General features: G+C 61.5%; 12 protein-coding genes. 5 read left to right on the top strand and 7 right to left on the bottom strand.

What is annotated here, in order from left to right; genetic code table 11:
• Positions 1–204: 204 nt before the first annotated feature.
• Positions 205–1629, top strand: a complete 1425-nt coding sequence (locus IF103_RS09645) for an aminotransferase-like domain-containing protein (protein ID WP_027907015.1) — start codon at positions 205–207, stop codon at positions 1627–1629.
• A 142-nt stretch (positions 1630–1771) separates the two neighbouring features.
• Here the strand turns inward: IF103_RS09645 and IF103_RS09640 are convergent, their stop codons facing one another.
• Genes IF103_RS09640 through IF103_RS09630 form a run of 3 tightly spaced genes read right to left on the bottom strand, consistent with a single transcriptional unit; the run spans position 1772 to position 5367 of the window.
• A complete protein-coding gene (locus tag IF103_RS09640) occupies positions 1772–2794 on the bottom strand; it encodes a histone deacetylase family protein (RefSeq protein WP_104881908.1) in 1023 nt (340 codons plus the stop codon).
• A complete protein-coding gene (locus tag IF103_RS09635) occupies positions 2794–4035 on the bottom strand; it encodes a Zn-dependent hydrolase (RefSeq protein ID WP_027907016.1) in 1242 nt (413 codons plus the stop codon). Before IF103_RS09635 ends, IF103_RS09640 begins: the two co-directional genes overlap by 1 nt.
• A 27-nt stretch (positions 4036–4062) precedes the next feature.
• Complete coding sequence (locus IF103_RS09630; RefSeq protein WP_104881910.1) at positions 4063–5367, bottom strand: MFS transporter; 1305 nt, start codon at positions 5365–5367, stop codon at positions 4063–4065.
• A 154-nt stretch (positions 5368–5521) separates the two neighbouring features.
• On the opposite strand from IF103_RS09630, the gene IF103_RS09625 reads away from it, so the two are divergent.
• Positions 5522–6430: a LysR family transcriptional regulator gene (locus tag IF103_RS09625; RefSeq protein WP_104881911.1), complete on the top strand. Its 909-nt coding sequence runs from the start codon at positions 5522–5524 to the stop codon at positions 6428–6430.
• Between the two features lie 4 nt (positions 6431–6434).
• Here the strand turns inward: IF103_RS09625 and IF103_RS09620 are convergent, their stop codons facing one another.
• Positions 6435–7319, bottom strand: coding sequence for a LysR family transcriptional regulator (locus IF103_RS09620; protein ID WP_023380055.1), 885 nt, complete (start codon positions 7317–7319; stop codon positions 6435–6437).
• Between the two features lie 143 nt (positions 7320–7462).
• On the opposite strand from IF103_RS09620, the gene IF103_RS09615 reads away from it, so the two are divergent.
• Positions 7463–8482: an alpha/beta hydrolase gene (locus IF103_RS09615; RefSeq protein WP_023380054.1), complete on the top strand. Its 1020-nt coding sequence runs from the start codon at positions 7463–7465 to the stop codon at positions 8480–8482.
• Positions 8483–8915: 433 nt separating this feature from the next.
• Here IF103_RS09615 and IF103_RS25190 read toward each other — a convergent pair whose 3' ends face one another.
• Together IF103_RS25190 and IF103_RS25365 are read right to left on the bottom strand one after the other, a co-directional pair.
• Complete coding sequence (locus IF103_RS25190) at positions 8916–9635, bottom strand: hypothetical protein (RefSeq protein ID WP_353843717.1); 720 nt, start codon at positions 9633–9635, stop codon at positions 8916–8918.
• An 18-nt stretch (positions 9636–9653) separates the two neighbouring features.
• Entirely contained in the window at positions 9654–10196 is a 543-nt protein-coding gene (locus IF103_RS25365) for a PAAR domain-containing protein (RefSeq protein WP_502709912.1), read from the bottom strand.
• 319 nt (positions 10197–10515) lie between these two features.
• Here IF103_RS25365 and IF103_RS09605 point away from each other — a divergent pair, with 319 nt between their 5' ends.
• Positions 10516–11238, top strand: a complete 723-nt coding sequence (locus IF103_RS09605; protein WP_023380052.1) for a pirin family protein — start codon at positions 10516–10518, stop codon at positions 11236–11238.
• A gap of 63 nt (positions 11239–11301) precedes the next feature.
• On the opposite strand, the gene IF103_RS09600 is transcribed toward IF103_RS09605, so the two are convergent.
• Positions 11302–11595 (bottom strand): DUF1330 domain-containing protein, encoded by a 294-nt coding sequence (locus IF103_RS09600; protein WP_023380051.1) that lies wholly within the window; start codon positions 11593–11595, stop codon positions 11302–11304.
• Between the two features lie 77 nt (positions 11596–11672).
• Between IF103_RS09600 and ribBA the strand changes: the two genes are divergently transcribed.
• Positions 11673–12794 carry a bifunctional 3,4-dihydroxy-2-butanone-4-phosphate synthase/GTP cyclohydrolase II gene (gene ribBA, locus IF103_RS09595; protein WP_023380050.1) on the top strand — a complete coding sequence of 374 codons (1122 nt, stop codon included), beginning with the start codon at positions 11673–11675 and terminating at the stop codon, positions 12792–12794.
• Positions 12795–12967: the final 173 nt, after the last annotated feature.

Raw genomic sequence — 12967 nt, 5'->3', positions numbered from 1 at the left:
GCCTGCTTACGCGCCCCAAGGTTGACCCTGGAGCGGACTGAACATGCTTTATGTGGCGATATCTGACACGTAATGTAAAAATGTCCGGCGCAGAGAGCCATGCACAGTGGCATGAAATACGCGCTGCACTGTACAGGTCACCCATGCAATACACCCGCAGTACCCCGCAGACGCCCAGCGTTCTGCACACCTGAAGGCACCCCAATGTTTGAACTACATCCAGACGCCCCCACTCCGCTGGTCAACCAGATCATCGACGGGGTGCGCGCGCTGATCGACAACCAGACCCTCAAGCCTGGAGCCAAGGTGCCGTCTATCCGCGCCTTCGCCGCGACCTATTCGGTGAGTACCTTCACCGTGGTCGAAGCCTATGACCGACTGGTGGCCCAGGGGCTGCTGGTAAGCCGTGGCAACGCGGGCTTTTTCGTCAATCGCGCAGCGGGCGAGTTGCTGGACAACCACAGTGCCGAGACCGACACCAGTCGACCAACGTTCAACTCCGAATGGTACTTGCAGCAGATCTTCGAAATCCGCCAGTTGCCGTTCAAGCCAGGTTGCGGCTGGTTGCCCAACGACTGGATGTACGAAGACGGCCTGCGCCGCGGCTTGCGCCAAGTGGCCGGCAGCCCGCTGGAGCTGTCCGGCTATGGCGACCCGATGGGCCTGTTGGAGCTGCGCACGCTGACGGCGCAGAACCTGCAGCAAGAGCTGTCGATCGTCGCCAATCCAGCACAATTGATGCTCACCCACGGTGCCAGCCAGGCTCTGGATCTTGCAGCGCGTACCCTGGTGCGCCCAGGCGATGTGGTGCTGGTGGACGACCCGGGTTACCCCAACCTGATGAGCATCCTGCGTACCCAGGGCGCCACCTTGGTGGGAGTCCCCCGCACACCGGCAGGCTATGACCTGAACCAACTGGAGCAGTTGCTGGCGCACTACCGCCCCACCGCGTTTTTCACCCAACCGCACCTGCACAGCCCAACCTGTTCACGCACCCCGCTGGCGCAATTGCACCGCCTGCTGCAACTGGCCAGCAAGCACGGTTTCAGGCTGGTGGAGAACAATCTGTACGCCGACATGGTCGCCGAGCCGCAGCCTTGCCTGGCCAGCCTGGACCACTTGCAGCAGGTGGTGTACGTGGGCAGCTACTCCAAGAGCATCTCGCCCAACGTACGGGTCGGCTACATGCTGGCCAACCCCGAGCTGATGCAGAAACTGCTGCACCTGAAAATGCGCTCGGGCCTTACCACGTCACAGGTCATGGAGCGCGTGGTATACGCCGCCATCATCGACGGCCGCTGGCGCAAGCACCTCAAGCGCCTGCGCCAACGCCTGGCCGAGGCGCACCAGGAAGTGGGCCGTCACCTGCACCGGTTGGGTTTCGAGTTATTCACCGAGTCGGACGAAGGCATGTACATCTGGACCCGCCACCCAGCGATTCCCGACAGCGCGGCGTTGCTGGACGATGCGCTGGAGCAAGGGATCATGCTCGGGCCTGGCCAGTTGTTCATGGTCGATGCGCAGGCCACCGGGTGGATGCGGTTCAATGTGGCCTTCAGCAGCGACCCGGCGATGTGGGAGTTGCTGGAGAAGGTGTTGGTCAAGCACGTGCGGCGTGGGAACACGTGAGGCGCTGCCGGGCGAAACTGAACCGCCCCCCCGCGGGCAAGCCCCCGCCTACAGGTATTGCGCTGGGCTGGCAGGCGTCTCTCCAGGAGGCGGCTTGCCGGCTATTGGGCCGCCCATGACGGCCCCGTTATCGGCCCTTCACCTATCGCCAAGCTGCTTGTTCAGCAAAGAAGGCTTGAGCATTCGCCTCCAGGCTCTCCAGGTGATAGCCCCCTTCCTGGACAATCAAGCATGGCACCCCTAACGCCCGAATCCGCTCCCCCAGCGCGGCAAAGCCTTCGGTCGTCACCGCCACCTTGCTCTGTGGATCCTGCTCATAGATATCGAACCCCAGCGACAGCACCAGCACCTCGGCGCCAAAATCCTTCACCGCATCCAGCGCAATTTCAAGCTGGACCATGAAGTCCGCCTCACTGGCCCCATGGGCCATCGGCAGATTGAGGTTGTACCCCTCCCCCGCACCGCTGCCACGCTCGTCCTCGAACCCGGCCACACCAGGATAGAAGTTGGTCGGGTCACCATGGGTCGATACGTACAGCACATCGTTGCGCGCGTAGAAGATTTCCTGAATGCCCTGCCCATGGTGCATGTCGGTGTCGAGGATCGCTACGCGGTTGTATCGGCTGCGCAGCGCTTGGGCGGCGACGGCGGCATTGTTGATGTAGCAGAAGCCACCGGCTGCATCGAAGCGGGCATGGTGTCCCGGCGGGCGGCACAGGGCATAGGCGGCGGGTTCACCGTCGAGGATGGCCTTGGCCGCGGCCACTGCGCTTTGCGCCGACCAGTAGGCCGAACGCCAGGTATGCTCGCCCACCGGGCAACTGCCGTCGGCCAGGTAACGCGCGGCCTGGGCAAGGATGCCGCGCAGGGCATTGGGTTCGCGCACGAAGATGTTGGACATCACCTCGTCGCCCCAATCCTCGGGTACCTCCTTCCAACGCGCATGTGCCTCTTCGAGGAAGACCAGGTAGGCCTCGCCATGCACAGCCTTGAGCGGTGCCAGCCCCGCATCTTCGGGCTGGCGGATGTCGAAGCCCAGATCCTTGGCTGCCTGCAGCAGGTGTTGGGCACGCTCGGGAACTTCCTGCGGGGTGCGCATGGCGCCGCGGGAGTAATAGCTGCGGGGGTGGTGCAACAGTTGCTCGGGGTGGAAGTAGCAACGCATCAGGCTTCTCCTTGTTCGACACGGCCAGCGCGGGCCAGCACGGCATTGAGCAGTACATCGGCGCCCTGACTGGCATCCTCGGGCAGCACGTCTTCGGCTTCGTTGTGGCTCAGGCCACCGACGCAGGGGATGAACACCATCGCTGTCGGGCAATAGCGGGCCAGCAGGATCGCGTCATGGCCAGCACCGCTGACGATGCTCTGCTGGGAGTAACCGAGCCCATCGACCGCCCGCTGCACCTGCGCCACGCACTCGGCATCGAAAGGGGTTGCCGGGCTGCCCCAGTGGCGCTCGATGCGCACCTGCAAGCCTCGCTGCGCAGCAATCGTCTGCAGCTCCGCGGCCAGATCGCGCTCCATGGCTTCAATGGCTTCATCACGGTGGTGGCGCAGGTCGACTGTAAAGCGCAGCAAGCCTGGCACGGTATTGCGCGATGACTTGACGATGGACAGCTCACCCACGGTGGTCAGGCCTTCAGGGGCAAAGGCTGCCGCCAGTTGCTCCACGCTCTGGACCATCTGCGCAGCACCGTACAGGGCATCCTTGCGCAGCAACATCGGTGTGGTGCCGGCATGGGCCGCCATGCCCTGGACCGTTACGTCCAACCAACGAATGGCCTGACCGCCACTGACCACCCCAATGGACTTGGCGTTGTCTTCCAGGATCGGGCCCTGTTCGATATGCGCTTCGAAATAGGCATCGACCTTGCCTCCCAGCGGACGTTGGCCGGCGTAACCGAGACGCTGCAGCTCATCGGCCACGCTGATGCCGTCGGCATCACGGATGGCCAGGGCGTGGTCAAGAGACAATGTGCCGGTGAACACCGCCGAGCCGAACATGGCCGGAGTGAAGCGGGCGCCCTCTTCGTTGGTCCACACCGCGATTTCCAGCGGCTTGCGGGTCTGGATAGCGAGGTCGTTGAGACGGCGGACCACCTCCAGGCCAGCCAGCACACCATAGACGCCATCGAAGCGACCGCCTTCGGGCTGGGTGTCGAGGTGGCTGCCCATCATCACCGGCGCGGCGTCAGGGTCGGTCCCTGCACGACGGGCGAACAGGTTGCCGATGGCATCTACCGACAGAGTCAAACCGGCCTCACGGCACCAGTGACTGAACAGTGCGCGGCCGGCTTTGTCGTCGTCGGTCAGGGCCAGTCGGCAGCTGCCGCCACGGGCGGTGGCACCGACCTCAGCCATGTCCATCAGGCTCGCCCACAGGCGGTCCCCGTTGCTTTTCAACATATACGAATACTCCGGATTCGGTCGGGATCAGGCCAGCTCCAGGCGCTGACTGCGGGTGTATTGGCGCGCCAGGGCCAGCACGCAAGTGAGCGAGATCGTGGCGATCAGGGTGTAGAACACCGCCATCGGCCACCATTGGCCAATGAAGGTATGGGCCAGCCAAGTGCCGATCAGCGGGGTAAGCCCGCCAGCGATGGCGCCACACACCTGGTAGGCCATGGAGATGGCGGTGTAGCGCACACGGGTTTCGAACATGCCGCTGACATAACCGGCGATGACCGCGTAGAACGAAGCCATGCAGGCTGCCGCCAGGGCGATACCCAGCACGATCAACGGGCCTTCGCCGGAGCTGACCAGCACGAACATCGGGTAAGGCGAAGCCATGGCCAGCAGGGCGACCAGCGCCAGGAAGCGCGTGGCACCGATTCTTTCCGATAGCCACGCTGCCAGCGGTTGCACGCAGAACTGGATGACAGCCACGAAGAACAGGCATTCAAGAATCAAGGCGCGTTCCAGGTGCAACTGCTGGGTGGTGTAGCTGATCATGAAGGTATTGGTGAAATAGACCCCGGCGATGCCCAGGGTATTGGCGCCGATGCACAGCAACAACGGGCGCCAGGCAGTACGCAGCACTTCCAGTACCGGGGCCTGCTCCTTGCGTTGAGTCTTCAGGGCCTGTTCACGGCTGGCGATGAACTCAGGCGACTCGTTGACCCCAAGGCGAATGGCCAGGCCTACCAGCAGCAACAGTGCACTGGCCAGGAACGGTACACGCCAGCCCCAGCTCATCAGCTCTGCTTCTGGCAACCGCGTGACGGCGCCAAAGGCCAACAGGGAAAGGATCAAACCCGCCGGGCTACCCAACTGGGCGAAGGAGGCGAAGAAGGTACGGCGCCCTTTGGGGGCATGCTCGCCAGCCATCAAGACCGCCCCACCCCACTCGCCGCCCACGGCAATGCCCTGGACGATGCGCAGCAAAATCAGCAGCACCGGCGCGGTTGTACCGATCTGGGCGTAGGTCGGCAGCAGGCCGATGCCGACCGTCACCACGCCCATCATCAACAGGGTGATGACCAGGGATTTCTTGCGACCAATACGGTCGCCGACATGGCCGAAGACAATGCCACCCAGCGGCCTGGCGAAAAAGCCTACGGCGAAGGTGCCGAAGGCGGCCATGGTGCTGAACAGGCTGTCGTCGGAGGGGAAGAACAAGGCACCGAACACCAACGCCGCGGCGGTAGCGTAAATGTAGAAATCGTACCACTCGATCATGGTGCCGATGAATGCGGCGGCAGCGGCCCGGCGCGGCTGGGGTGAAGCGGTAGGCTTCATGGATGGCTCCTTTGCTTGTTTTTCTGGCAGGAGTAAGTGAGTCACGGGAGCGCTCTGTCGGCGTCTAGGTGCGATTTATCGTTCCGAGGCTATGATTAGTCAATTTTCTATTTATTATTCCAACTATAAATCGAGCTTATTCTAGAGTCCCGCCATGTCCGACCGCCTGCTCAACGACCGCCTCGACTGGAACCTGCTGCGTACGTTTCGGGTGATTGGCCAGGAGTTGTCCATCAGCCGCGCCGCTGCCCGGCTGCACCTGACCCAACCTGCCGTGAGCCAGGCACTCAAGCGCCTGGAGGAACAACTCGGGCGCCAACTCATCGCCCGCCGGGGGCCGCGGTTCGTACTGACCGAAATGGGCGAGCAGCTGTTCCAGCTGGCCGGTGAGGTGTATGGACAGATGTCGCAAATCAGCGGGCTGCTGGAGCAACCGGCCAATGAATTGGTGGGCAAGGTGCGCCTACTGATGATCAGCCGCATCGTCAGCGAGCGCTTCGATGATTTTCTCGCCGCCTTCCATCGCCAGCACCCAAGGGTGGAGGTGGAGATCGACGTGATGCGCAGCTCCGATATCGTCGCCGCCCTGCAGGAGAAGACCGCCACGGCAGGCCTTAGCCTCAACCGCCGGCCCCAGCCACGCCTGGAACAACGACTGTTCCTGCGTCAACGCTATGCGTTCTTCTGTGGCAAGCACCATCGTCTGTTCGGCCAGGCCGAAGGCGACTTGCAGCGGGAGAATTTCGTCAGCTTCACCAGCGACCAGATCGGCGGCATGCTGTCGCCGCTGACCATTTTCCGCGACCAACAGGGCTTTTCCGGGCGTATCGTGGCTTCGTCGCCCAGCCTGGAGGAAGTCCGCCGCCTGGTGATCGCGGGGTTCGGCATCGGCTGCCTGCCCGAGCACGTGGTGGCACCGGATGTGGCCGCGGGGCTGCTGTGGAAGCTGCCCCCGCACGAAGGCATTGCCGATGTGGACATCCACCTGCTGTGGAACCGCGAGCAACGCCTGAGCCGGGCCGAAGGTGTGTTCATCGAAGCATTGCAACGCGGTCTGGAGTAGGCGCCTACAACTGCGCCAGGCGCTCGCGCAGAAACGCCACGAACCCCTGCACCGGCCTGGCCACCTGCCGGTGCTGCGGATACACCGCCGACAACTGCAGGGGTGGCGGTGTCCAGGGCTCCAGCAGCGTCACCAGGCGCCCATCGGCCAATGCCTGCCCAACGATGAAGGTCGGCAGGTAGGTGATGCCCATGCCGGCGATCGCCGCATCCCTGAGCAGTTCACCATTGTTGGCACGCATCCGACCAGTGACCGCGATGCTTTGAGCCTTGCCCTGCCCCTTGAACTGCCACTGCACCTGACGTGCGTGGCCGTATGGCAGGCAATCGTGCTCGCTCACTGCCTCGGGCGTAATGGGCTGCCCCCGGGCTTGCAAGTAGGCTGGACTGGCGCAATACACCCGCTCGACACTGGCGATGCGCCGCGCCACCAAGCTTGAATCTTCCAGTGCGCCGATCCGCAATGCCAAGTCATAACCTTCGCCGATCAGGTCGACAGCGCGGTCGCTCAAGTCCACTTCGACGTCGACCTGCGGATGCAAGCGGAGAAACTCAGTCAGCAGGCATCCCAGGTGCGCCATGGCGAAAGACAGCGGCGCACTCAAACGCAAGGTACCGCGCAGGGCCTGAGCCTGGCCGCTGATGTCGTATTCCACCTGCTGCACTTCGCCCAGCAGACGCAAGGCCGACTGATAGTAATGCTGGCCCAGCGGCGTGGCATCCAGGCGCCGAGTCGAGCGATTGAGCAGGCGCACACCCAGGCGTTCTTCCAACTGCATCAAGCGTCGGCTGACTGATTGCTTGGACATGCCCAGGCGGTCGGCGGCAGCGGTGAAGCTGCCAGCTTCCATGACCTGGGCGAAGATCCGCATGTCTTCGTATGGGTTCATTGTCTCTCTCTACGTGACAGTAAAACGCTTTATACCGACTTTTTCCCACGAAGGCATCTCCCTACTCTATGCACAGGTCGCAGCGATGGCCCCCAGGCCAGGCAAGACGCCCACTCCAACACTTCATAGAAAAGGATTCGCACATGAACATTGTCCACAAAACCCTCACCGCCAGCCTTCTGGCCCTGTCCGTCTCCAGCGCATTTGCAGCGGGCAGCCCGGGTGTCGAACAGCATACTCAAGCCTTCCTCGAAGCCCTGGAACGCGGCGGCGGCAAGCCGCTCGAGCAACTCACCCCGAACGAAGCCCGTGCCGTGCTGACCGGTGCCCAGGCGTCGGTGAAGGTCGACCTGTCCGGCATCGAGGTCAAGGAACGCACCATCCAGGCCAACGGCCAGTCGATCAAGCTGCAGGTGGTGCGCCCAAGCAACGCTAAAGGCGAGTTGCCAGTGTTCATGTTCTTCCACGGTGGCGGCTGGGTACTCGGCGACTTCCCGACCCATCAGCGATTGATTCGCGACCTGGTGGTCGGCTCCGGTGCGGTGGCGATCTATGTGGACTACACCCCGTCGCCCGAAGCGCACTACCCCACTGCGATCGACCAGGCATATGCCGCGACCCGTTGGGTGGCCGAGCATGGCAAGGACATCGGCGTGGACGGCAAGCGCCTGGCCGTGGCAGGCAACAGCGTCGGCGGCAACATGGCGGCCGTCGTGGCACTCAAGGCCAAAGAGGCTGGCACGCCGGCGTTGCGCTTCCAGTTGCTGCTGTGGCCGGTGACTGACGCCAGCTTCGAGACGGGTTCTTACAAGCAGTTCGCCGAAGGGCACTTCCTCACCACCGGCATGATGAAGTGGTTCTGGGACAACTACACCACCGACGCCAATGCTCGCGCGCAGATCTACGCTTCGCCACTGCGGGCCAGCAGTGAGCAGTTGAAAGGCCTGCCGCCGGCGCTGGTGCAGACGGCCGAGTTCGACGTGCTGCGTGACGAAGGTGAAGCGTATGCCCGCAAGCTGGATGCCGCTGGCGTGACGGTGACTTCGGTGCGGTACAACGGGATGATTCACGACTATGGGCTGCTCAACCCGTTGAATCAGGTGCCGGCGGTTAAGGCGGCGATGAGGCAGGCGGCCACCGAACTTAAAATACATTTGCAGTGAGTCAACGATCAAAAGACCCGCCTTGGCGGGTCTTTTTCGGATCTACAATCTATCCAGTTCAATCAGCAGCCAAACTACAAAAAGCCATATACAACCGATTAGAAGACACCAGAATGATATCTGCAGCCTGCGCCTGAGATAGAGCGGGCAGTTTCGGCAGTCATCAGCATCCAACCACCCTTGGCGAATTCCTAAACCAGGCCAAACTGACGCCAACGTGACACCCGACACTATCATCGACCTTGTTCTAAGCGAAATAGTACTCCAATACGTAAAGTCCTCCACAAAGCCCTGGCTATTTTTAAATGCCTTGCATAGCACCTCGAAATGCCGGGAACCCGCTCTATGGTAGCCAATACCGACCCCAGTCAAACTGATGATGAAAGGTGCAAGCACAAACGCTATTTTCAAGCCAACGGGCACGTTCGATAGATCAATCATAGAGCGCCTCGTATGCCATTTCTCCTAAAACGTCGCCCACCGGTTCACCTAACGTGCTACCACCATAGGATCCACCACCAAACATCGCAATACCACAAACAGCCTTACCATAGACGCCAAAACGGCACACCGCTTTCGCTGCAAGAGACGCAAGCTGCCCCCCAGCGACCCCTCCAGCTAACCCTCCTGCGAAACTTCCCGCTTCTGTAAATCGAATTTTCTTACAGGCTTTGGTCTCACCTGATCGGCACGCTTCATAGACCTTCAAATAAGAAGACCCGGCACCCAGTCCGATTCCAACCCACCCTCCGTATTTGAGATACTTCGACACCTTCGCCACCTCGTCCAGGTGCGTCGCGTAGCCCGGTATCTGTCCTGACACGCCTGCCTTCTTCCAATGATGTACAACACTCTTGGACGAGATACCAAGATCACGGCGCAGACTGTCATAACTTCCCAAACCTAGCGGCTTGTTCAAAAAGGCCATGCGCAATTGGCTATCCAGTTGCTTGTAGAGCTCCTTGCGCGAGGCAAAGAACTCTGGGCTGTTCAGATGGCCATGCAGGGTAAATTGACGCTGGTGCAATGCTTCGATCCCTTTCAGAGTATTTGTTACCTGCCCCAGCCCCCGCTCAAGCATATCCATGCCAACGCCCATCGACTGGCTCGCGCCATTGAGTACACCTGCAATCTCGCTTAGGTGCCGCATCATGAAATTGGCTTCCTCGGGTCAAAGAATCGCCAGTGACGCTCTCGCTTCTTCCGCCACCATGATCAATTCGGTTTCCCCAGGGCTGCAGGTAAACTCGCTGCTCGGGCTGCCCAGCACAAAGATCTCGCCGGCCTTGAAGCCGTCAGCGAAGGTGGGATTCAAGCGCTGCAGCGATGAGAGGGGCAAAGGCTTTTGCATAGCCAGGCTCGCCAATACCTCCTCGAACGACATGCTGCGCTGAACGATATGAAAGCCCGACTCCAATCCAGAATCAGTAGCGCCGAGGGACCGTGTTGTCGGCGCAGCGACTGCTCTTGCCGTGGCCAAGCTCCGGCCTGACGGCATCGGCCCCGTAAGGGGCGCCACTACACGATTGCTGCCAGTCGGGCAGCCACATTTGACCAATGATCCATCCTCCGCCACGGGCTGCCCGAACGAGAGGAACAACTCGCTACCCTCTGCAATCACTCCTTCCTGGCCACACATCGGACAAGCCTTAGTGACATCACCTCGGCGAAGCACCTTCTGACCATTGAAGGTATAGCCACTGCCACTGGCCATGCAGATGGCCCCGGTGGTGGTCCTGTCCCCGTCTACTGCCTGGCCTTTACCGTCGATTTCATTACGTATGGAGTGCGATTCCCGAGTGGAAAATCCGGAAGCTAGCAGCCGAAATCCCCCTCCGAAGCGCGTCAGCGAAAATTAGGAACAGTACTACTGCCGCAAAAGAAATAGCCGTCAGAGCACGTCTACCGCTGTCATCCTGGACAAGACAGTAATACTCATTGAACCTAATTTATAAACACTTAAAGTGACAGTACGATTCTCCCATCAATTGCCCTGCGGCCCTTCCGGCCCCGGCTTTTCAAGGAGAACCACCATGCTCACCCTGCGCAACGCCCAAGACCGTGGCATTGGCTTCCATGGCTGGCTGAAGTCGTTCCATACCTTTTCCTTCGGCCATTACCGTAACCCCGAAGAACAAGGTTTTTCCGACCTGCTGGTGATCAACGACGACCGTGTCATCGCCGGCAAAGGCTTCGGCGAGCACCCGCACCGAGACATGGAGATTTTCTCCTATGTGCTTGAAGGTGCACTGGAGCACAAGGACACCCTCGGCACCGGTTCGGTGATTCGCCCCGGCGATGTGCAACTGATGAGCGCGGGGCACGGTGTGGCCCACAGCGAGTTCAACCACAGCCTGACGGTGCCGGTACACTTCCTGCAGATCTGGATCGTGCCCAACGTCAGGGGCGCGACACCGCGTTACCAGCAGCGGCACTTCAGTGCAGAGGAAAAACGCGGCAGGTTGCGCTTGATCATCTCGCCCGATGGCGCCGAAGGCTCATTGCAGGTCCGCCAGAACGCGCGGGTGTATGCCGGGCTGTTCGATGGCGAGGAACGGGCGACCCTTAACCTGCGGGAAAACCGCCATGCCTATGTGCATGTCGCCCGGGGCAGCATCGCGCTCAATGGGCAGGCGCTGAATGAGGGGGACGGTGTGCGGGTTCGCCAAGAGCAAAGGCTGGAGCTGGCCAATGGCAATGATGCCGAAGTGTTGGTATTCGACCTGCGTCCACATGAGTTGCCTGGGATGCCTTGAAGGCTACCTCAGGCATTACTGGCCTACGGCGGGCAAGCCCGCCATAGGCCAGTCGCGAATGGCTCAGGGCTCGAAACCTTCGACGATGATCACCTCGGCCTTCGCCACCCCTTGGCGATGGCTGCAAGCCTGCTGGTACAACGCCGACCGATAACAGGCCACTGCCTGTTCATACGAATCGAACTCGATCACCACGCTACGCTGAGGCGTAGGCCTCCCCTCCATTGCCTCGCTACGCCCGCCACGAGCCAGGAAGCGTCCACCGAATGCCTTGAAGGCCGCCGGCGCACGCTGGGTGTACTGCTGGTATTGCTCGGGGTCGCTGACATCCACATGGGCGATCCAGTAAGCCTTCATCCGCTGATCTCCTGCTACGTCGATATTGTGTATGATGGTATACCATAAAAATCACCCCATCACAGCGAGCGTGCAGCATGGCATTCAACAGCATCGAAGAACTTCTCGAAGATTACCGGCAGGGCAAGATGGTGCTGCTGGTGGACGATGAAGACCGGGAAAACGAAGGCGACCTGCTGATTGCCGCCGAACGCTGTGACGCCCAGGCTATCAACTTCATGGCCCGCGAAGCGCGCGGCCTGATCTGCCTGACCCTCACCGACGATCACTGCCAACGCCTGGGCCTGGAACAGATGGTACCGGCCAACGGCAGTGTGTTCAGCACCGCCTTCACCGTGTCGATCGAAGCGGCCACCGGCGTCACCACTGGCATCTCCGCCGCCGACCGGGCCCGCACGGTGGCGGCAGCCATGGCTCCTGACGCCCGCCCGGAAGACCTGGTGCAGCCCGGCCACATCTTTCCCCTGCGCGCCCGCGAAGGCGGCGTCCTGACTCGTGCCGGGCATACCGAAGCCGGCTGCGACCTGGCGCGCCTGGCCGGCTTTGCCCCGGCATCGGTAATCGTCGAGGTGCTCAACGACGACGGCACCATGGCCCGGCGGCCCGACCTGGAAGTGTTTGCCGCCCGGCACGGCATCAAGATCGGCACCATCGCCGATTTGATCCACTATCGCCTGAGCACCGAGCAGACCATCAAGCGCATCGGCGAACGGGAGCTACCCACCGTCCACGGCACCTTCCGTCTGGTGACCTATGAAGACCGCATCGAAGGCGGTGTGCACATGGCGATGGTGATGGGTGACATCCGCCGCGAGCAGCCGACCCTGGTGCGTGTGCATGTGATCGACCCGCTGCGTGACCTGGTCGGTGCCGAGTATGCCGGCCCGGCCAACTGGACGTTGTGGGCGGCGCTCGAGAAGGTCGCCGAGGAAGGTGCAGGCGTGGTGGTGATCCTGGCCAACCACGAATCCTCCCAGGCCTTGCTCGAACGCGTGCCGCAACTGACCCAGCCGATACGGCCTTACCAGCGCGGACAATCGAAGGTGTACTCGGAGGTGGGTACCGGAGCGCAAATCCTCCAGGACCTGGGCGTGGGCAAGCTGCGTCACCTGGGGCCGCCACTGAAATACGCAGGGCTGGCAGGGTATGAGCTGGAAGTGGTGCAAAGCATTCCGTTCGAACCGGGGATCGCGGGCTGAACAACCTCCCCTTTTCCAATTGAGCCGGGCCGCTCCTGCAGAGGGCCCGCGTCGCAACCAAAACCTCGGAGTGATGGCCGGTAGCCTCATCCCTCTTGCCAAATGTTTGGAATACCATAATATGATATCCCGTAGACCTTGATTCAGCAGGCCGGCACCTACAATGACAAACG

Source organism: Pseudomonas sp. SK2 (genome assembly GCF_016772395.1).
Lineage (GTDB): Bacteria > Pseudomonadota > Gammaproteobacteria > Pseudomonadales > Pseudomonadaceae > Aquipseudomonas > Aquipseudomonas taiwanensis.
This window is presented reverse-complemented; position numbering and strand designations above follow the sequence as displayed.